The 24,758-nt window shown below is 65.3% G+C and carries 24 protein-coding genes; 10 read left to right on the top strand and 14 right to left on the bottom strand.

Going from position 1 to position 24,758, the window contains the following annotated elements; all coding sequences use genetic code 11:
- Positions 1-45: 45 nt before the first annotated feature.
- Positions 46-876, top strand: a complete 831-nt coding sequence (locus tag ABNS06_RS00950; RefSeq protein WP_348672048.1) for a divergent polysaccharide deacetylase family protein — start codon at positions 46-48, stop codon at positions 874-876.
- On the opposite strand, the gene ubiB is transcribed toward ABNS06_RS00950, so the two are convergent.
- On the bottom strand, positions 809-2,422 hold the full coding sequence (gene ubiB, locus ABNS06_RS00945) for a ubiquinone biosynthesis regulatory protein kinase UbiB (protein ID WP_348672047.1): 1,614 nt from the start codon (positions 2,420-2,422) through the stop codon (positions 809-811). The two genes, ABNS06_RS00950 and ubiB, sit on opposite strands and share 68 nt — an antisense overlap.
- Positions 2,423-2,531: 109 nt before the next feature.
- On the opposite strand from ubiB, the gene ABNS06_RS00940 reads away from it, so the two are divergent.
- From ABNS06_RS00940 to ABNS06_RS00925, 4 genes are all read left to right on the top strand, one after another.
- Positions 2,532-4,928 carry a hypothetical protein gene (locus ABNS06_RS00940; RefSeq protein WP_348672046.1) on the top strand — a complete coding sequence of 799 codons (2,397 nt, stop codon included), beginning with the start codon at positions 2,532-2,534 and terminating at the stop codon, positions 4,926-4,928.
- A 66-nt stretch (positions 4,929-4,994) separates the two neighbouring features.
- Positions 4,995-6,713 carry a hypothetical protein gene (locus ABNS06_RS00935; RefSeq protein ID WP_348672045.1) on the top strand — a complete coding sequence of 573 codons (1,719 nt, stop codon included), beginning with the start codon at positions 4,995-4,997 and terminating at the stop codon, positions 6,711-6,713.
- A 9-nt stretch (positions 6,714-6,722) separates the two neighbouring features.
- Positions 6,723-7,511: a hypothetical protein gene (locus ABNS06_RS00930; RefSeq protein WP_348672044.1), complete on the top strand. Its 789-nt coding sequence runs from the start codon at positions 6,723-6,725 to the stop codon at positions 7,509-7,511.
- Positions 7,512-7,639: 128 nt separating this feature from the next.
- Positions 7,640-8,737, top strand: a complete 1,098-nt coding sequence (locus ABNS06_RS00925) for a P-loop NTPase (RefSeq protein WP_348672042.1) — start codon at positions 7,640-7,642, stop codon at positions 8,735-8,737.
- A gap of 23 nt (positions 8,738-8,760) precedes the next feature.
- Here the strand turns inward: ABNS06_RS00925 and ABNS06_RS00920 are convergent, their stop codons facing one another.
- Positions 8,761-9,966 carry an EAL domain-containing protein gene (locus ABNS06_RS00920; RefSeq protein ID WP_348672041.1) on the bottom strand — a complete coding sequence of 402 codons (1,206 nt, stop codon included), beginning with the start codon at positions 9,964-9,966 and terminating at the stop codon, positions 8,761-8,763.
- Between the two features lie 83 nt (positions 9,967-10,049).
- Here ABNS06_RS00920 and ABNS06_RS00915 point away from each other — a divergent pair, with 83 nt between their 5' ends.
- The gene (locus tag ABNS06_RS00915; RefSeq protein WP_348672039.1) at positions 10,050-10,799 is read left to right on the top strand and encodes a hypothetical protein; all 750 of its coding nucleotides are present in this window, start codon (positions 10,050-10,052) and stop codon (positions 10,797-10,799) included.
- A gap of 32 nt (positions 10,800-10,831) precedes the next feature.
- Positions 10,832-11,296, top strand: a complete 465-nt coding sequence (locus ABNS06_RS00910; RefSeq protein WP_348672037.1) for an MOSC domain-containing protein — start codon at positions 10,832-10,834, stop codon at positions 11,294-11,296.
- Between the two features lie 25 nt (positions 11,297-11,321).
- Here ABNS06_RS00910 and ABNS06_RS00905 read toward each other — a convergent pair whose 3' ends face one another.
- From ABNS06_RS00905 to ABNS06_RS00885, 5 genes are all read right to left on the bottom strand, one after another.
- Positions 11,322-11,909 (bottom strand): HD domain-containing protein, encoded by a 588-nt coding sequence (locus tag ABNS06_RS00905; protein ID WP_348672036.1) that lies wholly within the window; start codon positions 11,907-11,909, stop codon positions 11,322-11,324.
- On the bottom strand, positions 11,906-12,526 hold the full coding sequence (locus ABNS06_RS00900) for an SCP2 sterol-binding domain-containing protein (protein WP_348672035.1): 621 nt from the start codon (positions 12,524-12,526) through the stop codon (positions 11,906-11,908). The genes ABNS06_RS00905 and ABNS06_RS00900 overlap by 4 nt, the downstream gene beginning before the upstream one ends.
- Complete coding sequence (gene ubiE / locus ABNS06_RS00895) at positions 12,523-13,266, bottom strand: bifunctional demethylmenaquinone methyltransferase/2-methoxy-6-polyprenyl-1,4-benzoquinol methylase UbiE (RefSeq protein WP_348672033.1); 744 nt, start codon at positions 13,264-13,266, stop codon at positions 12,523-12,525. The genes ABNS06_RS00900 and ubiE overlap by 4 nt, the downstream gene beginning before the upstream one ends.
- On the bottom strand, positions 13,266-13,679 hold the full coding sequence (locus ABNS06_RS00890) for a DUF971 domain-containing protein (RefSeq protein ID WP_348672032.1): 414 nt from the start codon (positions 13,677-13,679) through the stop codon (positions 13,266-13,268). The genes ubiE and ABNS06_RS00890 overlap by 1 nt, the downstream gene beginning before the upstream one ends.
- A gap of 82 nt (positions 13,680-13,761) precedes the next feature.
- The gene (locus ABNS06_RS00885) at positions 13,762-14,781 is read right to left on the bottom strand and encodes an AraC family transcriptional regulator (protein WP_348672030.1); all 1,020 of its coding nucleotides are present in this window, start codon (positions 14,779-14,781) and stop codon (positions 13,762-13,764) included.
- A gap of 116 nt (positions 14,782-14,897) precedes the next feature.
- On the opposite strand from ABNS06_RS00885, the gene ABNS06_RS00880 reads away from it, so the two are divergent.
- Positions 14,898-16,013 carry a fatty acid desaturase gene (locus tag ABNS06_RS00880; RefSeq protein WP_348672029.1) on the top strand — a complete coding sequence of 372 codons (1,116 nt, stop codon included), beginning with the start codon at positions 14,898-14,900 and terminating at the stop codon, positions 16,011-16,013.
- A gap of 141 nt (positions 16,014-16,154) precedes the next feature.
- Here ABNS06_RS00880 and ABNS06_RS00875 read toward each other — a convergent pair whose 3' ends face one another.
- The 5 genes from ABNS06_RS00875 to ABNS06_RS00855 all read right to left on the bottom strand — a co-directional run bounded on the left by ABNS06_RS00875 (position 16,155) and on the right by ABNS06_RS00855 (position 20,122).
- Complete coding sequence (locus ABNS06_RS00875; protein ID WP_348672028.1) at positions 16,155-16,454, bottom strand: hypothetical protein; 300 nt, start codon at positions 16,452-16,454, stop codon at positions 16,155-16,157.
- A gap of 163 nt (positions 16,455-16,617) precedes the next feature.
- Positions 16,618-17,088 carry a hypothetical protein gene (locus ABNS06_RS00870; protein ID WP_348672027.1) on the bottom strand — a complete coding sequence of 157 codons (471 nt, stop codon included), beginning with the start codon at positions 17,086-17,088 and terminating at the stop codon, positions 16,618-16,620.
- A gap of 18 nt (positions 17,089-17,106) precedes the next feature.
- The gene (locus tag ABNS06_RS00865) at positions 17,107-17,304 is read right to left on the bottom strand and encodes a hypothetical protein (protein WP_348672026.1); all 198 of its coding nucleotides are present in this window, start codon (positions 17,302-17,304) and stop codon (positions 17,107-17,109) included.
- A 74-nt stretch (positions 17,305-17,378) separates the two neighbouring features.
- Positions 17,379-19,430: a beta-propeller domain-containing protein gene (locus ABNS06_RS00860; RefSeq protein ID WP_348672025.1), complete on the bottom strand. Its 2,052-nt coding sequence runs from the start codon at positions 19,428-19,430 to the stop codon at positions 17,379-17,381.
- On the bottom strand, positions 19,427-20,122 hold the full coding sequence (locus ABNS06_RS00855; RefSeq protein ID WP_348672024.1) for a hypothetical protein: 696 nt from the start codon (positions 20,120-20,122) through the stop codon (positions 19,427-19,429). The genes ABNS06_RS00860 and ABNS06_RS00855 overlap by 4 nt, the downstream gene beginning before the upstream one ends.
- Positions 20,123-20,238: 116 nt before the next feature.
- Between ABNS06_RS00855 and ABNS06_RS00850 the strand changes: the two genes are divergently transcribed.
- Together ABNS06_RS00850 and ABNS06_RS00845 are read left to right on the top strand one after the other, a co-directional pair.
- Positions 20,239-21,300 carry a DUF4423 domain-containing protein gene (locus ABNS06_RS00850; RefSeq protein ID WP_348672022.1) on the top strand — a complete coding sequence of 354 codons (1,062 nt, stop codon included), beginning with the start codon at positions 20,239-20,241 and terminating at the stop codon, positions 21,298-21,300.
- Positions 21,301-21,322: 22 nt separating this feature from the next.
- Positions 21,323-22,114: a ZIP family metal transporter gene (locus ABNS06_RS00845; RefSeq protein ID WP_348672021.1), complete on the top strand. Its 792-nt coding sequence runs from the start codon at positions 21,323-21,325 to the stop codon at positions 22,112-22,114.
- Between the two features lie 33 nt (positions 22,115-22,147).
- Here ABNS06_RS00845 and ntrC read toward each other — a convergent pair whose 3' ends face one another.
- On the bottom strand, positions 22,148-23,596 hold the full coding sequence (gene ntrC, locus ABNS06_RS00840) for a nitrogen regulation protein NR(I) (protein WP_348672019.1): 1,449 nt from the start codon (positions 23,594-23,596) through the stop codon (positions 22,148-22,150).
- The gene (gene glnL / locus ABNS06_RS00835; protein ID WP_348672017.1) at positions 23,593-24,657 is read right to left on the bottom strand and encodes a nitrogen regulation protein NR(II); all 1,065 of its coding nucleotides are present in this window, start codon (positions 24,655-24,657) and stop codon (positions 23,593-23,595) included. The genes ntrC and glnL overlap by 4 nt, the downstream gene beginning before the upstream one ends.
- Between the last annotated feature and the right edge of the window lie 101 nt (positions 24,658-24,758).

Genomic DNA, 24,758 nt, shown 5'->3' with positions numbered 1-24,758 from the left:
ACAGCAGAGCATGCGCGGCACGCAACGGGCCAGGGACGCCGACTGATGCGACGACGGGGAATCCGGGGGCTCTGTCTCGTGGCGCTGGCGTTCGCGCCGGTGCTGGCGCATGCCCAGGCGCGCATCGCCATCATCATCGATGACCTCGGCTACAACCGCGCGAGCGGGGTCCGCGTGCTGCAACTGCCCGGCCCGGTTGCCTGCTCATTCATTCCCGATGCACCGTTTTCCGCCGAACAGGCGGAGGTCGCGTTCGAGCTGGACAAGGAAGTGATGCTGCACATTCCGATGCAGCCGCATGCCGGCGCGCGCGCCCACCCGAATACGCTGACGATCAACAGCAGCGCGGACGACGTGCGCCACCTGCTTCGCGCCGCGATGCTGCACATCCCGCACGCGGTAGGCCTGAACAATCACCAGGGCAGCCTGCTGACCGAACGCAGCGCGTCGATGCGCTGGCTGATGGACGCGATGGATGCCTACCCGCAACTCTATTTCGTCGACAGCATGACCAGCCCGCACAGCGTCGCGCTGAACTCGGCCCGGGCCGCACAGATTCCCAGCACGCGTCGCAACGTGTTCCTGGACCACGACCCGCGACCGGAGGCCATCGACGCCCAGTTCGACCGGCTGGTACGACACGCCAGACGCCACGGCACCGCGTTGGCCATCGGTCATCCTTACGATGAGACGCTGGACGTGCTCGAACGCCGGTTGCCCGCGCTCAAGCGCCAGGGCATTCAGATCGTCGCCGTCAGCGACCTGATCCACACGCGCATGGCCCAGCGCGACGATCAGGGGTGGCGGGTCAGTCTGCGTCTGGGCGACGTGCCGACAGCCACAACGCCAGACCGGATGCTGCAAGCAGCCAACTGATCGCGGGCATCCCGTTCCAGATCGCCGGGCGATAGCCATCCAGCCCGAAGATCACCAGGGCCGACAGCATCAGCGTGGCGCCGATCATGGTGCGGCGATTGCGCTGCTGCTCCCGCCGGAACGACTGCGTCAGCCGCTCCAGGTCCGCCCGGGAGACCCCACCGGATTCCCCTTGCGCCAGACGTGACAGCGCGCGCGGGAGTTCCTCCAGCAGCTGCGGCCCCTGACGTCGCAATTGCGCCATGACCCGCTTGGGACTCATGCGCTCGCGCATCCACTCCGTCATCAACGGCTTGGCGGTTTTCCAAAGATCCAGATCCGGATATAGCTGTCGCCCCAACCCTTCGACCTGGAGAATGGTCTTCTGCAACAGGACCAGCTGCGGCTGCACGGTCATGTCGAAACGCCGGGCCACCTCGAACAGGCGCACCAGAAACAGTCCGAACGACAGCTCGCTCAACGGTTTGTTGAAGATCGGCTCGCAGACGGAGCGGATCGCGCCCTCGAACTCGTCCACGCGCGTCTCGGCGGGAACCCAGCCGGACTCCACGTGCAGCTCGGCGACACGACGGTAGTCCTGATCAAAAAAGGCGACGAAATTCTCGGCGAGATAACGCTGATCATCCGGGGTCAGCGAACCGACGATGCCGAAGTCCAGCGCCAGCCAGCGAGGATTGTCCGGATCGCTGGTATCCACGAAGACGTTGCCGGGATGCATGTCGGCGTGGAAGAAATTGAAGAAGAAGACTTCACGGAAGAAGATCTCCACCCCGCGCTCGGCCAGCAGCTGAATGTTCACGTTGCGTTGCCGCAGCGTGGCGATCTCGTCCACCGGCACCCCGTGGAGCCGCTCCATCACCATCACGTTGGGCCGGCACAGCTCCCACACCACCAGCGGGTGATAGATCAGCTCGCTGCCCAGCCAGTTGCGCCGCAGCTGACTGGCGTTGGCCGCCTCGCGCAACAGGTCCAGCTCGTCGAAGATGACCTTCTCGTACTCGGTGACGACTTCCTTCGGACGCAGACGCGGCGCCAGCGGCGAAAACCATTCAGCCAGCTGCGCCAGCGCGTGCAGCAAATCCACGTCGCGCCGAATCTGCTTGTCGATACCGGGGCGGACCACCTTGACCACGACGTCGAAGCCGGGCTCGTCGCCCTCGCCCTTGAGCCGCGCCGCGTGCACCTGCGCGATCGACGCCGAAGCCAGCGGCTTGTCGTCAAAGATCGCGAACACCTGGCCCACCGACTTGCCCAGCGCCTGCTCGACCAGCGCACGGGCCTCGGCGCCAGGAAATGCCGGCACCTGATCCTGAAGCTTCGCGAGTTCACCGGCCAGCTCCGGCGGCAGGATATCCGGCCGTGTCGACAGCGCCTGACCGAATTTCACGAACACCGGCCCCAGCTCTTCCAGCGCCTTGCGCAAGCGGACGCCGATGGGTTCGGGGAACGAACGCCGAACCGGTTTGCCGAGGGCTTCCGCCAGTCCATAGCGGCGATATACACGCCGAATCTGCCAGAGACGGCGCAACTGTCGAGGTGAGAGCATGCGCGCATTCTCGCCGCGCCGCGCGCGCCGGGCAAACATCGGACGACGAGGCCCGGCGTTGACCCGCCGTGGGCATGTCGTACCATGCGGACGCAACGGGGAGACACAAATGAAAACAATCACCTTGCTGGCCTGCCTGATGGCCGTCGGCATCATTCCGGTCCACGCCGCCGAGACCACGTATCCGGTCAAGGACGATCCGTTCACGCGCACGCTGCGCAGCCCCACACCGGACGACCTGGCCTCCAAGGGCTTTCCGATGGGGGTTTACCGCGGCTCGCCGAAGGTCCAGGCCGACGCCCAGTGGTACGAGGACAACTTCTACAACACCCTCGCGGCCAAGAAGATCTGGCACGAGGGCACCAGCCCGGCGACGCACGAGCGCAACGGCCCGATCACCTGGGACATCGCCCCGATCCCGCAGGCGCCGCCACCGACCTGCGACAACCCGCAGCCAACGAAGTACGACGCGGAAGGCTGTCGCATCGTCGGCGCGCTGTTCGAGGACGTGGAAGCCGAAGATCCCGACAAGGCTCGCCGACTGCGGGAGGCCGTGCGACGCGGTCGTGACGTCTGGTTCAAGGGCACCTTCGGCAACCAGGATCTCAACGACATCCACCTCGCCCGCACCATCGGCTACGAGAACATGCACTACGGCGAGTGGATGCACACCAGGCACCGACCTTACCGCTACACCAAATGGGGCCTGATCAACGATCCGGATTGCGAGCAGGGTGACGCCTCGACGTACTGGCTGGACCGCTGCGACGACCCGAAATCCTCCGGGGTGATCGGCTACCGCAAGTATTTCCGCGACCCGACCGTCGACGAGGCGGGAAATGTGGTCTACGACCCGCGCACCGCACCCTATGAAGACGGCGAGATCGAGTCGCAGAAGCGCTTCATGATCGGCCACCCCTGCGTGCAATGCCACGCCGCGTTCGACCCCACCAATCCGCCGGCGAATCCCAATGAGCCGGAGTGGGAAAACATCATGGGGCTGATCGGCAACCAGTACGTGAACCAGCCGCTGGCGGCGTTCCTGTCCGCCGTGCCGCGGGACAACTTCGCGGTTCAGGCCGTGGGCGCAGCCCGCGTCGGCACCGTCGACACCTCGCTCAACCCCAATGATTTCCAGCACAACCCCGGCACCCAGAACAACATCACCGACTTCATCAACAAGCGCATCTTCCAGCACGAGATGAAGCACCCGCTCACCGGTGAAATCAGCACCGCGCCGACCCAGCATGTGCTCAAGGGCGCCGAGGATTCCGTGGGCGACCGGCTGGCGCTGCTGCGCGTCTACATCAACATCGGCATGTGCACCGAGGAATGCTGGGTGCCAAACTTCCCGGTGCCGGGCGATTTCTTCGGTGACGGCTCGACCCAGAAACCCATGTCGATCCAGCAGTGCGCGATCGACTGCGACGCCTGGAATTACGCCGACGCCAAGATGGAGGATCTCGCCGCCTACCTGCTGACCGGTGGACCGACCTACCTGCTCCACGCTACCGATGTGGACGGCACGCCGGGTGACACGTTCATCGACCTCGAACAGGTGCCGGCCGGCCGCAAGGTCTACGCCCGCAACTGCGCGCAATGCCACTCCACCAAGGTGCCACCCGACGCCATCGTCGGCGACCCCGACGCGCTGGAGCGCTTCTACGAGGGTCACGTGTTCGGCTCCGAGGATTTCTGGCGGCACGAGTTCACCGACGCCCAGCTCGAATCCGAAACCTTCCGCGAGCAATACCTGGTGCGGACCGGGGACGACGAATGGCAGCCGAAGCAATTCGCCGAGAACGGCGTGTTCGGCCAGGACTGGCTGGGCAACGACGAGCCCACGGCCTACAACGTGGTCGGCGTGAACAGCTGCCGCGCTCGCCATGACAACCATTCCACCGGCCACATCTGGGAGGAATTCGCCTCCGAGACCTACCGCGACCGGCCGTCACCGGGCTCCGAGCCGAAGAAGATCAACCGCATGGTGCCGCTGATCGGCGGCAACGAAGTGGGCACCAAGACCATTGGCGGCCCCGCCGAGCAAGGGGAGACCTTTGCCGACGACGGCGCGGGCTACTACCGCAACATTTCGCTGATCAATGTCTGGGCAATCGCGCCGTTCCTGCACAACAACGCGCTGGGCGAGCTGACCTATCTGGACGACGGCGGCATCGACTACACGGTGGCGGGCCGAATCGCGCAGTACGAAATCGCGATGAAGCGGCTGCTGATGTCGGATGACCCCAACGACGAGCCGCACCGGCCACAAAAGGTCTCGGTGACCACGACCGACATCAAGGTCGCGCCACGCGAGGATGGGCAAGGCCTGATCCAGCTGCCAGTGAAGACGGGGACGCCGGTGGCGTACTTCGCCAGTTCCGATCCCCACAAGCCCGTGTTCCAGAAATGCGATGACCTGATCGAGAACAAGGGGCACCAGTTCGGCGTGGACCTGCCCGCCGAAGACAAGGCGGCGCTGACCGAATTCCTGAAGCTGATGTAGCCGTTGCGCATGTTCGGCCCTGGACAGCGGCGGCATCACGCGACCCGACGTCGCAGACTGCCGCCCATGAAGACCGTCGTCGCCGCCGCGTTCATCGCACTGCTCGCCACCGGATGTGGCGGCGGTGATGACAGTGTCGGCGTTCACGATCTGGCCGAACGGCTGCCGCCGCTTTACGACCCGGCCAGCCTGTCCGCACGGGTGATCCCGAATTCGGACCTGCCGCCCGAGGGCACCCGATCACTGTTCGACCAGCTCGTCGCGCAGAACGGCGCGCTGCCCTACCCGTTCGAATCCGTCGTCGACTGGCTCGCCACACTGGATGCCCAGGGCCGGCGCCCGACCACGGTACTCATCCCGCACGGCCGCTCGCTGCAGAAGGGACGCTCCTCCTTCGCCGATCCGCGCGTCGTGCTGTCGGCAGACATCACGCCGCCGCCCGGCTCCGCCCTGGCTCCGCCACTGCGGGGGCGGTTGTTCCTCGGCTTTGTCGACGCCGCCGACGAGATCGAGGTGCTGTCCTACAACGAGGCCGCCGGTCGCTACGAATTCCAGCTCGTCCAGGACTACTGCGAAGGCTGCACGCCGCGCATCGTCTATGCCCGGCGCGGGGTCTGCCTGACCTGCCACCAGAATGCCGCGGCGATCTTTCCGGTCCGCCCCTGGGAAGAAACCAACGCCGCCCCGGTGATCGCGGAACGCATCGTCGCGGCGCATCCCGAGGCCGCCAACCTGCACGGCGCGCCGACCAGCGTGCGGCTGGCCGCACCCGAAGCCATCGACAACGCGACGGACATCGCCAACATGATCCCTCTGGCCCAACGCATCTGGCTGGATGGCTGCGGCGAAGGCGGCCCCGGCGATCAATGCCGCCGCGAGCTGCTGACCGAGGCGCTGCGCTACGCACTGGCACCCGGCAGCTACGACCCGGCGTCGGAGTCAGCCACCGCACTGGCAACCCGTCTGGCCACCAACTGGCCCGAGCGCGGTTTCGAGGTACCGGACAACGACCTGAACAACCGCAACCCGCTGGAGGATGACCTGTACCAGGGCGGTTGGCTGGCCGGCCTCAAGCGCGCCGTGTTCGGCCGCGATGCTGGCGGTGACGACCAGCGCGGGGAGGACAAGCTGGAGGCCTTCGACGCGCTGCCGCCGCTGCCGGCCGAGTTCGATCCACTGACCCGGCGCCCCCCGGCACGCTGGGCGCAGCCGCGGGACCTGGATGCGGTATACGCGCTGGCGCAGGCCTTCACTCCAACGGACATCGACCGCCTGCGACGTACCGGAGGGGTCAACGCTATCCTCGCCGCGCTGAACGACTCATCGCTGAACGAGCACGTTGGGGCGGTTCCGTTCCGTCGCACCGAGATCATGCTGGCGTTGCTGGCCCGGCTGGGTGCGGATGCCCGAGCGACGCGCTGGGGCCTGCCGCTCACCGAACTGTCACCGCCCATACGCGAGGGCGAACCCCCGCTGCAACTGGCCGCCGACTCGCCGCTCAAACCCTTCGAGACCTACTGTTTCGGCTGTCATCGTGACAATCCCAACGCCCGCCTGAACTTCATGGCCGGCGGCACCGAGGCCGACGTGCTGGATCACATCCAGGCCACCGACAAGATTCGTGACGCGCTGGACTACGAGCGCTATCGCGGCACGCGCAAGGCCGGCCAGTTGATGCCGCCGGAAGGCTCCTGGCAACGTGAACATCTGGAACAGGCGCTGGCCAACGGCGACGACCCGCTGACACCGATGCGCGAGCAAATCCCCGCGCTGTTCGATTTCTGAGGACGACCGATGCGCCCCACCCCGTTTCGCAGGCTCGCACTACCCACGCTGATCGCCGCGGGCTGGCTGCTCGGCACGCCGGCGCAGGCGGAGCCCGCCTTCGCGCGGCTGTACAAGAACCAGTTCGGTTACATGCCCTCCTGCAACGCCTGCCACAAGGACGGCGGCGGCACGCCGGTCAACCAGTATGGTCAGCAGTTCAAGGATGCCGGCCTGAATGCCGGAGCCTTCGCGAAGATCGCGGCGCTGGACGCGGACGGCGACGGCGTCCGAAATGGCGCCGAGTCGGAGGCGCGATCCAGTCCTGGTTCGGACAGTTCGACCCCCGACGCGCCCGGCGACTGGCTGGACACCAGCAACCTGATCCCGAAAGCGGTCCGCGCGTTGTTCCCCGACGTGACGACCTACAAGCTCGTCGACGCGATCTTCACGGACCGGGAAATCGCCCGCGCCGCAGCCCGCGGCGTAACCCTCGCCGCCGAGGACGAGAACACCATCTACGTGCCCGTCCGGGAACGCCGCCCGATCGGCACGGCCATCATCGTGCCCGGGCAACACGAAGGACAGCAGTTCTTCGTGCTGCTCGCCACCGATCGGCAGCTGCGAATCACGCATGCAAGCGCAATCGACGCCGGCAGCCTGGAGGCGGCGCGGCGCGAGGCTCTGTACGACGGCTTCATCGGCCAGTCGGTCGAAACGCTGGAACCGCCGGACGCGGACGACGCCGTTCCCGCCGCGGTGAACCGCACGGTGCAAAAGGCCGCGACGATGTTGCTGGTGCGACTGAAATCCGGCTGATGCCGTCAGCCGCCTGACGCTGGCGAACGCACGGCCGCAGCGGGCTGCCGGGACCCAAACTTGCCTCTCCAGGGCAATGGCCGGCTCAGCCGGCAGGCTCCCGTTATCGTCCGGACCAGCGACCAGCAGTGAAACTCGAACGCAAGGCCAAGCGGATCATCGCCATCGGCGGCGGCAAGGGCGGCGTCGGCAAGAGCATCGTGTCGACCGCGCTGGCCTGTCACTGGGCGCGCCAGCAGCGGCGCGTCGTGCTGATCGATCTGGACCTCGGCGCCGCCAACCTGCACAGCTACCTGGGCATCCGCCGGCAGACACCGACACTGGCGGATTTCCTGCGTCGGAAAACCGACAGCCTGGAGCCGCTGCTCATCCCCACCGGCCTGCCCCATCTGCGACTTTGCAGTGGCGCGGAGTCATTCCCGGGCATGGCCAATCCGCCGCACTGGCTCAAGCAGAAACTGCTCCGTCACATTCGCGCGCTGGACGCCGATGTGGTCATGCTCGACCTCGGCGCCGGCGTCGCCTTCAACACGCTGGATTTCTTCGACGCGGCGGACGACGGCGTGATCGTCACCGAGCCCGAGCCAGCCGCGGTGATGAACGCCTATGGCTTCATCAAGAGCGCGTTGCTGCGCACGCTGCAATCGGTGTTCCGACACCACGAAACGCTGGGCGAGGCGCTGGAAGCCGATCTGGCGCTGCCGGAGGATCGACGCGCCTTCAGCCTGGACTGGCTGCGGCAGCAGGCCCGGGCGCAGGCGCCCGACGCAGTCGCGCTGATCGACGAGGTGCAGCAGGCGTTTCGTCCCGCGCTGCTGGTCAACCGGCATTCGGCCCAGGCCAGTCCGGTGCTGATCGACAATCTGCGGATGCTGTGCCGGCAAAAGCTGGGCGTGGAACTGGACTGGCTGGGCCACCTGCCGGACATGCCGGACCTGCGGCGATCGCTGCTGAACGTGCCGGGCTTTCTGGACTCACCATCGGGTTCGCCCCTGCGCAAAGCCGTGGCCGCAGCCGCCCAGCCGCTGGAAACCCATTTCCCTCCGGAAGCACCGCCGCGTGACTACTCCGATGATGACGTCCAGGCACTGCTGAACATGGTCGACTGGCTGGACGATCACGCACTGGGCGGCAGGCCCCGAGATGCCTGGAAGCTGCGTGTGTACTTCCGCCCGGAAGAGGTGGACGCCCATCTGCGCAGGCATGGCAGCGGCCTCGCCGCCTGAGACCAAACTGGCGGCCGCGCCGACTACGCCTCGGAATCGTCGAGCAGCTGCGCGAGAGGCTGCGGGCGTGCGTAACCAAACCCCTGCCCCCAGCCACAGCCCAGCTTGTAGAGCTGGCGACCTTCGGCATCGGCCTCGATGCCCTCGGCGACCACACGCAGCCCCAGTTCGTCAGCCATCGCCGAAATCCCTCGGACGATGCGGGCGCCGCTGGGGCCTTTGCGAACCTCGCGGGCGAAGCTCAGATCGAGCTTGAGCACATCCGCCGAGAACGTGTGCAGGTAGGCCAGCGAGGAGTAGCCGGTACCAAAATCGTCAATGGCGATGGAGATTCCGAGCTTCTGCAATTCGGCGAGCAATTCCGCCGCGTGGTCCGGGTCGGACATCACCACGCCTTCGGTGAGCTCGATCTGCAACCGCTCCGGCGGCAGCCCGGTGGACTGGAGCGTCGACTCGATCAGGTCGTAGGCCGTCGGTTGCGCGAACTGACGCCCGGACAGGTTCACGCTGACGTACTGGCCGGCCAGCCGCCGCCCCTGCGCCATGAAGTCCATACAGGCGCGGCGGATCACCCAGGCATCCAGTTCCAGAATCAGCGATGTCTGCTCGGCCAGCGGAATGAACTCGGCCGGCGAGATCACGCCGCCGTCGGCCACTGGCCAGCGCACCAGTGCCTCGTAGCCCACCGGCTTGCCCAGCGGCAGCTTTACGATCGGCTGGTAGTGCAGTTCCAGCGCATCCGCCGCGATGGCATCGCGCAGCCGCGCCTCCATGCGACTTTGCTGCAACACCCCGTGGCGCAGCGCCTCGTTGACCGGCGCATTCGGCAGGGCTTCGGCTTCAGGCACACGCCGCGGTGCAGGCTCCTCCTCGCCGCTACGCACGCGATGCATGGCCACGCGGAATCGGCCGAGCATGCTATGCAGCACGAGCTGAACCATCGGATCAACGGATTCCAGGCGATCGCTCAGGCCTTCGCGGCTGATCACGGTGAGCTTGGTGGTGCCGATGGCGCGGACGCTGGCGGAACGCGGCCGGGTATCAATCAACGCCATCTCGCCGACGATCTCGCCCGGCCCCAGCGTCGCGAACACCGTGCGCTGGTCACCGGAACCGGTGAAGACCTCGACGGCACCATCGTCCAGCAGATAGGCCACGTCGCCGGCATCACCCTCGGCGAAGACCAGTTCCCCGTCTTCGTATGTGCGTCGCTGACCCGCGTCGAGCATCGAATTTACCCCCCGGCGAACATTACGGCGCGGGCATTCCGGGCACAAGCGATTAGACTGACAAAAAACAAGGGGGAGACCACGTGAAAGCCATCTGGATGCTGGCCGTTCTGGCCATCGCCATCTTCGGGCCGGAATGGGCCCACGCCCAGGACGACCTGTCCGTGCTCGACGCGCTGGACATGGACGACCTGGTCGAAGTGGAGCCACCGCCACCAGCCTGGCAGTCCATCGGCAGCCCAATCGCGCTGGGCGCCTTCTTCTTCTTCGTGCTGTGGCTGGGCCGGCTGGCCGTGCCGTTCCGGGTCAGCAAGGAATCACTGACGCTGTTCTATTTCCCCACCGGCGTAAAGCGCGGGCTGGCCCTGGCGATCACCCTCTACGGCATCGCGTTCGCCTTCGGCGCGGCGGAAATCGCCTACCAGCTTCATCTGCACGGCAGCGCCGAGGCGTACTTCGCCAACATGTCGCAGGGCAAGCTCATCGCCTTCACCCACGCCCATTTGTTCGGGTTCACGACCAGCTTTCTGGTCATCGGCATCCCGTTCTCGATGCAGTTCAACCACCTCTGGATCTACCAGTGGGTGTTCCCCATCGGCCTGGCCGCCGCGCTCACCGACGTGATGTCGTGGTGGGGCATCAAGTACGTGAGTCCGAATTTCGAGGTCATCTCCATCGTCTGCGGAATCCTGTTCTCGCTCAGCTACCTGTACATGCTGATCGGCCTGCTGCGCGTGCTGCTGTTCCCACAGGTGATCTGGGCGACGGACAAGGATCGGGAAGAGCGGCTCAGCAAGAAGGAGCTGGATCCGACGAGTCATACCGGCTATTGAGTCGGGCGCTACCGTCGAGCAAGCACCTCAACATGATCGAAGCCATCTTCATCGCCGCACGCAGCGGGGAGCCGCAGGTGTCGGTTGACCGGGTTTCCGTCATCCCTGGAAAGGGCATCGTCGGCGATCGCAATTTCGACCGGTCGGACTGGCCCGGCCAGAACATCACGTTCATCGAAGCCGAGGCAGTGGAAGACTTCAACAGGACATTCAATCTCACGATTTCCCCCGGAGACACACGCCGCAACGTGGTCACACGGGGTGTTCGTCTGAACGATCTGGTCGGACGGTTGTTCGAGGTTGGCGGGGCGCGGTTCTACGGCGTCGAACTCTGCGAACCGTGCGCGACGCTGGGCGACGAACTGGCCACCGACACGCTGCCTGCCTCCCGGGTCGTGAAAGCCTGGGTGCACAAGGGCGGCCTTCGGGCGAATGTGATCTCGGACGGCGAATTGCGTTGCGGAATGCGATTCAGCGTCCAGGCCATGCCTGACTGAATCTCGTCACCTCGAATGCCCCGTGCTATCGCAGCAGCCAGCCCGCATCCGCCGCCGCCTCAAGCCTCGCCTTCAACCTGTTCCAGACATCCGGCAACGGCCCGGCGACACCGCCGTTGCGATCCAGCACCTGCGTCAGACGGATGCCGTGCCGGCGCCAACCCTGTCCTTCGGTGGCGAGATTCAGCAGAACGGGATTGACCCGATCCACGGCCTTGGCGAATTGCGCGTCCGGGGTCTCGCCGGCCTCGAATTCATCCCACAGCGCCCGGTCGGCGCTGCCCTGCTCGAACGGCAGCATGCCGAACAGGCGATCGGCGGCCTGTTGTTCACGTTCGGCCTGATCGGCCGCGGCTTCGGCGTCGTAGAGAAAGGTGTCACCGGCATCGATTTCGACGATGTCGTGCAGCAGCAACATGCGGATGACGCGGTCGACGTTGACCGGGTAGACGGCGAACGGCGCCAGCACCATGGCCGACAGCGCGGCATGCCAGGAGTGTTCTGCGGAATTTTCCTGCCGGGAGCCGTCGGTGATCCACGATTGCCGTTGGATCGTCTTGAGCTTGTCGACCTCGATCAGGTAGTCGAGCGTCTGTTCCAGCGACCGGCTCACGCCTCGGCGGTTTTGCGTTCCAGGCGCCGGATGCGGGCTTCGAGCCGGTCCGTTCCGGTCCGCAGGTCGTCGACGGCATCCATCCAGTCGTTGACGTCGTCGCCGTGGACGAGATCACCGGTTTCCTCGCGCAGGAACTCGATGGTGTCATCGCCCAGGGTCTTCATCGCCTCACGACCCCAGCCGAAAAAGCGCCGCGCGGTCTGACCGATGCGGTGGGCGGCGATCGGCCCGAACATCCGCTCCAGCGGCGCCTCAAGGTCGATATCCAGCGCCTCGAACACCTCGGCGAAGCGCTGCGCCAGCACGGCGTCGCCCTCGATACGCACGCCGCCGGACAGCAATTCGGCCTGCTTGTCGGCGCCCGACGCGGCCAGGCGCGCGAAGTCACCGAGGCGTCCGCTGAGCCGCACGTCGGGTTCGTCCGGCCAGAACACGGAGAGCTGCAAACGATCGACCACGGGCACGGCGAACACGGTCTGGTCCCAGCCGGAAATGGTCACGGCGATGACGCGGCCGTCCAGCTTGCGCAGGCGATCGGCGACCTCCGGGTCCAGCGCCAGCGCGCGGTTGAGCCCGGCCTCGACCACGGCGACGCCGTTGGCGATCAGGCTCATGCGCCAAAGCCCCGGTGCACGGCGCAGATGCCGCCGGCGAGGTTGAAGTACTGGCAGCGCAGGAAGCCGGCCGTTTCCATCATGCCCTTCAGCGTGTCCTGATCCGGATGCATGCGGATGGACTCGGCGAGGTAGCGGTAGCTGGCCTCGTCCTTGGCGACGTAGCGGCCCAGCGCCGGGAGCACCTTGAAGGAATATTCGTCGTAGAGCTTGCCGAAGCCGGTCGAGGTCGGCTTGGAGAATTCCAGCACCAGCGCGCGGCCGCCCGGCTTGGTCACGCGCTGTATTTCCTCCAGCGCCGCATCCTTGTCGGTGACGTTGCGCAGGCCGAAAGCCATGGTGACGCAGTCGAAGTGATCGGTCGGGAACGGCAGTTCCTCGGCGTTGGCGATCACGTAGTCCATGCCCTGAACGATGCCGCGGTCGATCATGCGATCCCGACCCACGCTGAGCATGGACGGGTTGATGTCGGAGGCGATGACCTGCCCCTCCGGCCCGGCCTGACGGGCGAACTTGCCAGCCAGATCGCAGGTGCCCGAGGCCAGGTCCAGCACCCGCTCACCGGGCCGGACAGCGGCCAGATCGATGGTGAAGCGCTTCCAGACGCGATGAATGCCCATCGACATCAGGTCGTTCATCAAGTCATAGCGCGACGCCACCGAGGCGAACACTTCACCGACGCGGCGGGTCTTGTCGGTGGCGTTGACGGTCTCGTAACCGAAATGCGTGGTCTTGCTCATCAGGCCTTGCCCGCGTTGGGGTTGTATTGCTTGACGACGGAATCGAGCGTGCGCACACCGGGGTCGCGACCCACGCCGGCGGCGTCGAGCCGGGCCAGGTAGTTCTGCCACAGCGCGTCCTGGTTCATGCAGAACTCGTGCAGCAACTGCCACCCGTAGAGGCCGCTGTCATGCCCGTCGTCGAACACGGGACGGATCGCGTAACTGCCCACCGCCTCGATGTGTTCGATGCCGACACTGCGCTTGCCCCAGACCAGCTTCTCCTGCCCGGGGCCGTGACCCTTGACCTCGGCCGATGGCGAATAGACGCGCATCAGCTCGGCGGGAATCGAGTAGGTGGACCCGTCGTCATAGGTCACGTCCAGCACGCGCGATGCGCGGTGCAGAGTCAGCTTGGTGGGAACCGGAATCATCAGGTCAGCAGTCAACAATCATGAGGCGCGCACGATAGCACCGCGGGCCCGTCCTCACGAGGCGCGGCGACCATGAGCCGGCTCAATCGGCCGGATCGCGACCGGGTGCATGGCTGGGCGCATGCCCGGTCCAGCGCTTGTAGGCGCGGGTGAAACTGCTGGCGTCGGAAAATCCGACCAGGTAGGCCACCTCGGTGATCGAGCAACGCCCGGCGGCGAGATGGCGATCCGCCAGCTCGCGGCGTGTGGTTTCCACGAGTTGACGGAAGCTGGTGCCGCGGTCGGCCAGCTTGCGTTGCAGGCTGCGCTGGCTGACGTGGAGCGCATCGGCAACCGCCTGCTGGGAGCAGGCGTTGCCCGGAAGCAGCCGTGAGATCGCGTCACGCGCGGTGGACACGATGTCGTCACGCATCCGGTGCCGGAGCATATCGTCGAGCAACGCCTCGTTGACGGCGCGCAGCGCCGGGTTCGCCGTTTCCAGCCGGCGCTCGGCCAGTTCGCGGGTGTAGATGATGCGCGTGTGCCCGACACCAAAGCTGACCGGACAGCGGAACATCTGCTCGAACACCGCTGGCTGCGCCGGCACCGGACGCGCGAACTCGGCACGCTCCGGCCCACAGTCCTTCCCGACCAGCGCCCGCGCGGTACGAACCATGATCGCCGCGAAGGCATCCACGGCCTGCCAGGCTGGCGGCGGCTCCACCGGCACGTGTCCAAGCCGCAGCCAGCAATGCCCGTCATCCTCACCGTACTCGAGCCGCGCGGCATCGGTGACGACACGACCGTAACGCGACATGCGCTGCATGGCATCGCGCAGCGAGTCACTGACCAGCGTGGTGACGGTCAACGCATGAAAGGTCGTCTGGTTCACATGGCGAGCCACGCGCAGCCCAAAGGCCTCGTCGCCAGTCGCGGCGACCACGGCGGCCCATAACCGCGTGGTCTGGCTGAGCGGAATGCGAGCATCGGGGTCGGCCAGACAGTCCGGATCGATGCCGGCCGTGCGAAACAGCGGCACCCAGTCGATCCCGGCATCCTGAAGCGCGGCGCGGATCGCGCGCGCCCAGCTCGCCAGCGTGGTGATGTCGTCCGCGGAGGTCATCAACCGGCCAACCGGACCGGATTGGCGCAAGCGATCATGCGAATGGCGCGTTCGGCCCTGCCGAGGTGTTGCGAACACCGGACACTGGCGACAGTCACGGTAGGAGAACTCTTGTCATGGAAACCCGCAATCTGTCGGATAGCGACAAACAGAAAATCCAGACCATTCGCGCCGGCATCAGCGCCGCGTCGGATGATTTGCGCCGGCGCCATCGCTGGCTGCGCCATCAGAACGCCATCGGCGCGCTGATCATGGCGGGTTCCATCGCCGGCGCCGTGGCCAGCGGCTGGGCATATGTGGCGGGTGTCATCCCCTGGTATGTCTGCATTCCCCTCACCGCGGTGTTCCTGTCGTTCATCCACGAACTGGAACACGACCTGATCCACCAACTGTACTTCCGCAACAGTCCGCGCGCCTACAACCTCATGATGGCGCTGTGCTGGATCACCCGGCCGAGCACCATCAGCCCCTGGGTGCGCAAGCGCATGCACCTGCACCACCACAAGTACTCGGGCACCGAATCGGATATCGAGGAGCGCGGCATCACCAACGGCGAACGCTGGGGTCTGCGTCGCCTGATCATGACCGGCGACAACATGCTCGCGGTCTACCTGCGTCCCAAGACGATGTACCAGACGGCAAAGGCGTTCATCCGCGCCCAGAACCCGACGTCACAGGAGGAAGTGAAGCGGTTGGCGAGAGAACAACGCCGCGGCTATTTCCCGCTGGGGCTCATGCACTACCTGTTGTGGCACAGCTTCGTGCTGTTTCACCTGGTCAATGGCGTGGCTCTGCTCATCGGCAACGGCATCCCGCTGTCCGCCGGCATGGAAGCGGCGATCGGCCTGCTGAACACCACGGCCGTCGTCTACCTCGGCCCGAACATGCTGCGCACGTTCTGCCTGCACTTCATCAGCTCGAACATGCACTACTACGGTGATGTCGAGGCCAAGAACATCATCCAGCAGACCCAGGTCCTGAATGTCTGGTGGATGGCACCGCTGCAGTTGTTCTGCTTCAACTTCGGCTCCACCCATGCGATCCACCACTTTGTCGTGAAGGAACCGTTCTACATCCGCCAGGCCACCGCCAGGGCAGCTCATCGCGTCATGCGTGAGAACGGCGTGCGGTTCAACGACCTGGGGACGTTCCGGCGGGCGAATCGCTACGCGCCGGAACACGCCGAACAGCCATCAGTCGCCGTCCGGCCTTCGGAGTCGGTGGACGCCTGACCGGAAAGAAAACACCGCGGTGCGTCAGCGACGCACCGCGGCAAACCGGAGATTGATCTCTCTTCCAACCACGCACCAGCCATATCCACTGACGGGTTTCTCTGGACGTGGGCACTTCAAGGTTGTGTGAACGGTGGACTGCTACGGCGCCGTCTCAGGTTCGAGAAACGCGGTAAGAAACTCGGTGATCACGTGGCATTCGTCGCTCTCCACCAGAACACCTCCGACCGACCAGTCCACATAGCCGTCGTGACGAACATTCACGACAAAAACGCCCGGGGCTTCATAGGCCGTCGCGACGGGGTCGCCAACCGCCTCGAACGCATACTGGACGCCATCCTGGTCGATCACCTCCCCCTCCGCGGTTTCGGCAATGGATGCCCCGGATGAGGCATCCCGAATCTCGATGACGATGCCCGGTACGAGTTGCGTGGTACACACAATCTCGTCGCTATGAGGCGAATCCGAGCAGGCGGAAAGGAGCAGTGCGACTGATAGCGCAACGATTGATCCTAAGCGCATCTGAATCTCCTGTTGTTTGCGGTAACTACGGCCTGACGTCGAGCGCTCGTCCGTGGATTGCTCGACCCACTACAACAAATGACTATCCGGCACTCTCCTCGTCCAGGTACACCGTCGCATGCGTTCCGTCGGTCGCTGTACCGCCCGGGCAACTAGAGACATACGCCGTGAATTGGGCATCGATCTGTTGGGTTGTAGACAAATACCCGGGGGCCGAGGCTGAGAACTCCCACGGTTCGGAAACGATTCCGAACGAACACGGCAACACGCAACGCAGACCGTCGGTTTCGACCGTGACGTTGGAGTTGAAGTCAGATTGGTCAAAGACGTCTTGTGCTGACCCCTCGACATCCGCGTATGTGAAATCAGACAGCAAAACCTCACCAATCACCGCGTCCGTGGAGGACCCGCGAGCCTGGTCGAGAGAAATCACCGCGGCACCAATGCGAAGGGGCATCGTGCAAGCCTGCAAGTCATCAGCCGCACTATCCGAACCGCAAGCAGCAAGTACCAGCAATGCAGGGACGGTTGAGGCTAGATTGAACGATTTCACGTTTTCGGCTCCCGGCAGCTAGCTGCTGCCTACGTTGTGACTCGAACCGGCCATCTCCTCGTAGTACGCATAGCGATTGTCGTAGAAGAAAACGTCTGTCTGGAATCCGCCATCCGGCGCGCCGGAATAAGGGGCTGATAACTCCGTGGTCAGCTCGATGACGGACACGTCATCATCTGATCCGGAACAGGCGACCAGTCCCGATGCCAGAAGCATCCGCGCACCAGAGAACAACAGCGCCCCGCCGGCCTCTCGATATCCCGCATTTGAAGGCCCGAAGCGGTACGACATCACTCAAACGCCAGCGTCGCCAGCTCAGACCCGGTGGCCACATCAGTCACGATCAGGAACGCATTGGATAGTGTGTAAAGCGTCTGGCTGGTGGCATCCGTCGCGATGACCGACCGCAGCGGCTCGTTGTAATAAATCGGCGCGAAGCTGGTGCAGCCTCCCTCATCGCCTTCAGCCGTGGGCGGGCAGGCATCTCCGCCGCCGGTCTGCTTGTGGTCCACGCGCAGGTCTTCGGTGATCGTGCCGGCGGTGTCGATGTTCCAGGTGATGAAGCCGGAGAACGCCCGCGACTCCGATGGCGATCCGATATAGGCCGGAATGCTCAGCAGCCCGGTTGTGTCGGTAGACGGCGCGTAGGTGAACGCCAGCGGCTCGTGTTCGGCCAACGAATAGGCGTAGTCGTCCGGTTCAATGGCCGGCGTGGCCGCGGCGATCCGCGCCGGGTTCGTCAGGTCCGAGACATCGAAGAGCTGGAGCTGAAACGCGTTACCCGTCCCGACACCACCCTCTCCGCCTTCGCGGCCGATGGTGAGCAGCACGTCGTCGGACACCGGATGGATGTACGAGGAGAAACCGGGAATCTCCACCTCGCCCAGCAAGGTCGGGTCGGCCGGATCGGACAGGTCGAAGGTGAACAGCGGATCGATCTGCCGGAAGGTAACGACGTAGCCGACATCGCCAACGAACCGCGCGGAGAACACGCGCTCGTCGTTACCGAATCCGGTCACGTTGCCGACCTGGGTCAGAGCGTCGTCATCCAGACGCAGCACGGTGACGTCATTGGTCGGCACGCTGGCTTCGGCGGGACACGCTTCATTGGGATTGACGCTACCGCAGCTGTCGGCCCGCGATGTGGCCAGCCGCAGATGACCGTCGAACTCGCTCATCGAGTAGCGGTTGAGCAGCCAGCCGTCGACGGCGCCAGCGCCCCGGGGCACGGCCGCGCCGCTGTCACTGATCTCGAAACGCTGGACCGCGGTCTGGTCGACCTGGAACGGCGCGAAGAACCAGCCGTTGCTGGTCTGCGCCAGATACAGGTTGTCCGCCGAGGCGTAGACCATCCAGGCGTTATTGACGGTGCCGATGGCCGCGTTGTTGCCGCCGTCGGTGTCGACGCTACTGATGGTCAGCGTGGCCATCGCGGTGGCGACGTCCGGCCGGTACAGGTCGTCACAGGCCATCGGGGTGAAGGCGGCACCAACCCCGCTGGCGACATTGGGGACGAGATCCGCCAGCGGCGCCGCATCGGCCTCGGACTGGGCCAGTGCAACCAGCTCCTCGCGCAGTTCGTCCGCACGCTCGGAATCACCCTCCGACTCCGCCTCGAACCAGGCGCTGACGCGGCTGGTGAACGCATCATCGGAGTACAGGCCATCGAGCCCCGTGAAGTAGTGACCGGCGACCAGATGGATGCGTGAGTCGATCCGTCGCGAGCTGATGTAGTAGCCGTCGACACGGTACTGGCCGATCCGCACCGGGGCGGCGGCATCCGAGACGTCATAGAAATCCAGCCGGGTGCCGATGTTGTCGGCGACCACGGTGGTGAGCCGTTGTGTCGTGGTGTCCAGATACTGTCCGTGCAGATAGACGGAATCGCCCAGATCGATCCGGCCGACCTCGTGACTGAGCGCCGCCGGCATGGCGTCAATCACGCGGACACTGGCCGTTTGGCGATGCATCGCGAAGATCAGGCCGCGCGCGCTGTCCGTCTCGATCAGGTCGGCCTCGTCCACGCCGACCTCCTGGGTGTTGGTTTCGGTGAAATCCGGGGCCGCCGCCTCTCCACCCGCATCGGCGGCAACCGGTACGGCGCCATCTTCGGCGTAGAAGTAGATCGGACTGATCGCGCGCTCGACGAAACTTTCCGCCGCGAACGTCCGCCAGTCGGCGCAGCTGGCGACTTCCTTCAGGCGCAGTTGGGCCGCGGGTGTTCGCTTCGCCGTCAGCGTGAGGCGTTCGCCACCATCGAAACCATCACCCGATCCACCACAGGCCACGAGCACCGTGGTGCTCACCGCCAATGTCAGTGCCGTGCAAATCCGTCCGTTCATCGTGCGTCTCCCGCGGGGCTGTCGCCCCAATTCGCAATCACCAGGGTGGATTGAGTGTCGTCTTCGCGGCGTCCGATGCCGCTGACCCGCCCACGACTGCCGTCCGGGTCGTAGACGGCGTTGATCACCAGGTCGCGCTGCTCGTAGCTGGCCGCGTCAACCGAGTCGTACTGGAAACTGCCATTCAGCGCTTCGGCATCCAGGCGTTGGGTGAAGCTGGTCTCGTTCGGCTGGAATGCGACCAGCTTCACGTCGAAACCTTCATCAAGGCGGCCATCGTCGGTGGTGAACTGCACCGACACTGGAATCAGCACATAGTCGGGACAACCGGCGTCGGGATTGTCATCGGCCGGTTCCACGTCCACGAGTTCGACCTCCTCGCCCGTATCGGTCACGGTGAGCGTCAACCCCGTTTCATCCGACTCGGTGAACTCGAGCATGCTGCGATCGGTTCCGACCGCGAGATTCAGCGCCTGACGCGGGGTGAAGCCCATCGGCGTCAAGGTGTCGCGGTCGATCGCTTCGCGGCTGATCTCCGCGCACCCGGCCAGCCCCGCGCTGTCACCCGATGTCGGGCTTGTCGGGTCACCACCAATCGGCGACTCGCTGCCCGACTGTCCACCAGCGCAGCCCGACAGCAGCAGCGCCACCAACACTGGCGGCAGCAGCGCGAGAATCGGGCGTCGACACATGCGGGTGTCCTCGGGACGGTGAGTGACATCATTATTCGCCGATCGCGAGGCTGGTTCTACAGCTTTTGTGCACATATCATCTGGCGTTAACGCGATTTCATGTGCATTCTCGCCATATGCCCGAGGCCCTTGACGCACAGGCTGTCAGCCGAGAACTGCTGCGATGCTGGCGCGGCCGGCGATCGCAACCTGCGCAGTCCCGGCGCCTGGGCTACACCAGCAACGTCGCCTACGCCTGGGAGTCGGGCCGACGGTCTCCCACCGCGGTGGAAGCATTACGATGCGCCGCACTCGGCGGCCGGCCGGCGGAGTCGATCTGGGTGGCGTTTCACGGCAATCGGCCGGCATGGCTGGACCATGTCGCTCCGGATTCACCGGAAGGTATCGTCGCCGCACTGAGCGATCTGCGTGGACGCACCCCGATTGACGAGATCGCGGACCGCGCCGGTCTCAGCCGGTTCGCCGTATCCAGAGCGCTGTCCGGCCAGACCATGCCGCGCCTGCCAACGTTCCTCGCGTTGATTGAAGCGCTGAGCCTGCGCCTGCTGGACTGGCTGGCCGCCGCGGCGCCCATCGCCCGCCTGCCCAGCGTGGCGCCCGCATGGGCCCAGCTCGAAGCGCAGCGCCGCGCCGCCTACGCGCTGCCGTGGACACAAGCCGTGCTGCGGGCGCTGGAACTCAGTGAATACGAGCACCTGCCCGAACATCGGACCGGCTGGATCGCGCGTCGGATTGGGGTTCCCGACGCCGTGGAGCAGGACTGCCTGGATGCGCTGAGCGCAGGCGGGCAAATCACCTGGGACGGCCGGCACTGGCGCGTATCGGGCAGCGAAGCCCTGGATACGCGGCGGGATCGCACGCTGGGCATTCGCAACAAGCGCTTCTGGGCGCAAACCGGGCTGGAGCAGCTCGGCGCCCAATCCGACGGACTGTTCTCTTACAACGTGTTTTCGGTGTCGGAGCGCGACCTCGAACGGCTGCGCCGCCTGCATCTGGCCTATTTCCGGCAGCTGCGCTCGGTGGTCGCCGAATCCACGCCATCGGAGCGCGTGGTGGTCGCCAACGTCCAGTTGTTCGCGCTGGACCGTGGCGCGCTGGGCCGTCCGGCCGAGACGCCGGACGAGACCGAGGATGCAGTTGCGGTCACGCCGGCAACACGGGACGCTACCAACTCATGACTAACCGCTGGAGAAGGGCGCCGTGACCGAGACCTGGTTAGAACACCCGTTCTGGCTCGGCGTGCTGGGCAGCACCGTGGCCGGCGCCTGCACGGCGATCGGCGCCGCGGCCGTATTCGGCATCCAGCAACTGTCCCCCAAGCTGGAGGACATCATGCTCAGCGCGGCCGCCGGCATCATGCTCGCGGCGTCGTTCTTCTCGCTAATCCTGCCGGGTCTGGACATGGCCACCGAGGTGACCGGCAGCAGCACCATGGCGTCCCTGGTGGTGATCGCCGGCGTGCTGATCGGCGCAATCGGCCTGTGGATGCTGCACGAGCATGTGCCGCACGAACACTTCATCGGCGGGCACGAAGGACCGGACAGCCACGAGATCAAGCGCATCTGGCTGTTCGTGATCGCGATTACCCTGCACAACCTGCCGGAGGGCATGGCGGTCGGCGTCGGTTTCGCCACCGGGGATGTCGGCAACGGCATGGGGCTGGCGATCGGCATCGGGTTGCAGAACATCCCCGAGGGGTTGGCGGTTTCGGTCTCGCTGCTGGCGATCGGGTATTCCCGGCTGTCGGCCTGCGGCTGGGGCGCGCTGACAGGGCTGGCGGAACCACTTGGCGGCGTAATCGGCGCCGCCGCCGGCGGTCTGGCCACGCTGGCGCTGCCATCCGTGCTCGGCGCTGCCGCCGGGGCGATGCTCTACATCATCAGCGACGAAATCATCCCGGAAACGCATCGACGCGGGTTCGAGACACCCGCAACATTCGCGTTGATGACCGGGATGGTCGTGATGATGTTTCTGGACACCACGCTGGGATAAGCGCGGCGACCTGAATCGGGTCAACAGGCCCTTCTAGTCGGGCCGCCCGTGCTCCTTGAGCTTGCGGGTCAGCGTGTTACGCCCCCAACCGAGCAGACGCGCCGCTTCCTGCTTGTGCCCGTGACTGTGTTCGAGCGCCACGTCCATCAGCGTCTGTTCCAGTTTCAGCAGCGCGTCCTGCGCCACGCCCACCGACCCGTCGGCCAGCGACTGCCGGGCCCAGGTCGCGAGCTGGGCATCCCAGGCTCCAACGGGTTCGCTGGATATCGCGGCGGTCGACACCGGCGCGACTTCCTCTCCGCCGGACGACCGGATCGACGTCGACGGCGTCGCGCCGAGAATCTCGGGTGGCAGATCATCGGCGTGGATGTCCTGCCCCGGCGCCATGACCGTCATCCAGCGGCAGACATTTTCCGCCTGGCGCACGTTGCCGGGCCAGTCGAACTCCTGAAGCCGTGTCATCGCATCCGGCAGGATGCGCTTCGGCTCCACATCCAACTCACGCGCCGCACGCGCCATGAAGTGCGTCATCAGCAGCAGGAGGTCGGTCTTGCGTTCGCGCAGGGGCGGGATGCGCACGCGAATCACGTTGAGGCGGTGGTACAGATCCTCACGGAACTTGCCGGCGTCGACCGCCGATTCCAGGTCCTGGTTGGTCGCCGCGATCACGCGCACATCGACCCGCACCGGAATGTGACCGCCCACGCGGTAGAACTCACCATCGGACAGCACACGCAGCAGGCGCGTCTGAAGATCCGCCGGCATGTCGCCGATTTCGTCCAGGAACAGGGTGCCGCCGTGGGCCTGCTCGAAGCGACCACGGCGCAGCGCGGTTGCACCGGTGAACGCCCCTTTTTCGTGACCGAAAAATTCGGATTCCATCAAATCTTTCGGGATTGCGGCCGTATTGACCGCAATGAACGGTTTTCCCGCCCGGGGGCTGTGTTCGTGCAGGGCGCGCGCGACCAGTTCCTTCCCGGTTCCGGACTCCCCGGTGATCATCACCGTGATCTGCGAACGAGTCAGCCGGCCGATGGCTCGAAAGACCTCCTGCATCGCAGGCGCCTCGCCGACGATGATGGCATCGCGCTGCTCGGCATCCAGCCCTTCCGCCTGCGACTCACCGGCGATCCGCGCCGCGCGCTGCACCAGCTCGACCGCGTCATCCACGTCGAACGGCTTGGGCAGATATTCAAAGGCTCCCTTGCGATAGGCCGCCACCGCGCTATCCAGGTCGGAGTGCGCGGTCATGATGATGATCGGCAGTTCCGGCGCGCTGGCCTTGACCCGCTCCAGCAGCTTCAGCCCGTCGATGCCGGGCATGCGGATGTCGGTCAGCAGAACGTCCGGAGAATCCGACTCCAGTTCGTCCAGCATCTCCACACCGCCGGGAAAGCTCTTGACGTCCACATCGTGTGCGCCGAGTGCGCGTTGCAGCACCCAGCGAATTGATTCGTCATCGTCGACAATCCATGCCTTCACGTTTCTCGGCCCTCCGACGATATCGGGAGAAATACGGAAAACACCGTACGCCCCCGCCGACTGCTGCATTCGATGAATCCCCCGTGGTTCTGGACCAGATACTGAGCAATTGACAGGCCAAGTCCGGTTCCGTCCGCGCGGGAGGTCACCAGGGGGTAGAAAATCTTGTCGATCATGTCCTGATCGATACCAGGCCCGTTGTCCTCGATATCGACCTGGGCCACAAGGCGATGCCGCGTCGCGCCGATCGTGAACTGCCGTCGCGCGCGGGAGCGGATGAAGATGGTGCCGCAGCGCACGGCGGTGGCGTCGAGCGCCTGCACAGCATTGCGGAGAATGTTCAGAAACACCTGAATCAGCTGCTCTCGGTCGCCATAGACGTTGGGCAGGCTGGGGTCGTAGTCACGGACGATGATGATGTCGTGCAGGCCATCGATCTCAACCAGTTGCCGGACATGTTCCAGCACTTCGTGAATGTTCAGTTCCGTGGGCTGGGGACGCCGCGATGGCCCCAGCATCTGATCGACGAGACGCTGCAGGCGATCCGCCTCCCGGATGATGATGCGCGTGAATTCGCTCAGTCCCTGATCGGGCAGTTCCCGCTCGAGCAACTGCGCGGCGCCGCGCAGGCCGCCCAGGGGATTCTTGATCTCGTGAGCCAATCCGCGAACGATCTCGCGATTCAGCTTTTGATGCGCCAGGGTCTGCTCGTCGCGCGAAATGCGCATATGGCGCTCCAAACGAAAGAATTCCAGCAGCAACAGGGCACGACGCTTCGAATCCGCCAGCGGCGAAAACGTGCAGTCAACGATGATGGCATCGGTATCGCTGCGCTTGAGCGCCAGCTCGCGTTCGATCATCGGAGCGCCCAGCTCGATGACCTCCTGGCAGCGCGCCTCCAGCGGCGCCAGATGCGGAATGCCGGCCGTCACGGGCTCGCCCAGCACATGGCGGGCACCGACACCGAACAGCATCTCCGCGGCGGCGTTGACAAAGACGACACGCAGATCCTCGTCCAGGCAGACCACCGCCGTGCTCAGACCATCGAGGATCGTGCCCAATTTTGGGGAAGTTGCACCAAGCGACAACATATGGGATTCAACGCAATGAACACGCCATGGTTGCGCACCATTATAGTGCGCCCCGCTGCCGTGGTGGACGC

The sequence above is a fragment of the uncultured Abyssibacter sp. genome (assembly GCF_964000955.1).
GTDB lineage: Bacteria > Pseudomonadota > Gammaproteobacteria > Nevskiales > OUC007 > Abyssibacter.
Note: the sequence above shows the minus strand (reverse complement) of the source record. Positions and strands in the feature narration are given on the sequence as shown.

Excerpts from the sequence above, each read along its gene's own strand:
- ABNS06_RS00950 (WP_348672048.1), top strand. The coding sequence starts at position 46 with ATGCGACGACGGGGAATCCGGGGGCTCTGTCTCGTGGCGCTGGCGTTC.
- ubiB (WP_348672047.1), bottom strand. The coding sequence starts at position 2,422 with ATGCTCTCACCTCGACAGTTGCGCCGTCTCTGGCAGATTCGGCGTGTA.
- ABNS06_RS00940 (WP_348672046.1), top strand. The coding sequence starts at position 2,532 with ATGAAAACAATCACCTTGCTGGCCTGCCTGATGGCCGTCGGCATCATT.
- ABNS06_RS00935 (WP_348672045.1), top strand. The coding sequence starts at position 4,995 with ATGAAGACCGTCGTCGCCGCCGCGTTCATCGCACTGCTCGCCACCGGA.
- ABNS06_RS00930 (WP_348672044.1), top strand. The coding sequence starts at position 6,723 with ATGCGCCCCACCCCGTTTCGCAGGCTCGCACTACCCACGCTGATCGCC.
- ABNS06_RS00920 (WP_348672041.1), bottom strand. The coding sequence starts at position 9,966 with ATGCTCGACGCGGGTCAGCGACGCACATACGAAGACGGGGAACTGGTC.
- ABNS06_RS00910 (WP_348672037.1), top strand. The coding sequence starts at position 10,832 with ATGATCGAAGCCATCTTCATCGCCGCACGCAGCGGGGAGCCGCAGGTG.
- ABNS06_RS00900 (WP_348672035.1), bottom strand. The coding sequence starts at position 12,526 with ATGAGCCTGATCGCCAACGGCGTCGCCGTGGTCGAGGCCGGGCTCAAC.
- ubiE (WP_348672033.1), bottom strand. The coding sequence starts at position 13,266 with ATGAGCAAGACCACGCATTTCGGTTACGAGACCGTCAACGCCACCGAC.
- ABNS06_RS00890 (WP_348672032.1), bottom strand. The coding sequence starts at position 13,679 with ATGATTCCGGTTCCCACCAAGCTGACTCTGCACCGCGCATCGCGCGTG.
- ABNS06_RS00885 (WP_348672030.1), bottom strand. The coding sequence starts at position 14,781 with ATGACCTCCGCGGACGACATCACCACGCTGGCGAGCTGGGCGCGCGCG.
- ABNS06_RS00880 (WP_348672029.1), top strand. The coding sequence starts at position 14,898 with ATGGAAACCCGCAATCTGTCGGATAGCGACAAACAGAAAATCCAGACC.
- ABNS06_RS00865 (WP_348672026.1), bottom strand. The coding sequence starts at position 17,304 with ATGCTTCTGGCATCGGGACTGGTCGCCTGTTCCGGATCAGATGATGAC.
- ABNS06_RS00860 (WP_348672025.1), bottom strand. The coding sequence starts at position 19,430 with ATGAACGGACGGATTTGCACGGCACTGACATTGGCGGTGAGCACCACG.
- ABNS06_RS00855 (WP_348672024.1), bottom strand. The coding sequence starts at position 20,122 with ATGTGTCGACGCCCGATTCTCGCGCTGCTGCCGCCAGTGTTGGTGGCG.
- ABNS06_RS00850 (WP_348672022.1), top strand. The coding sequence starts at position 20,239 with ATGCCCGAGGCCCTTGACGCACAGGCTGTCAGCCGAGAACTGCTGCGA.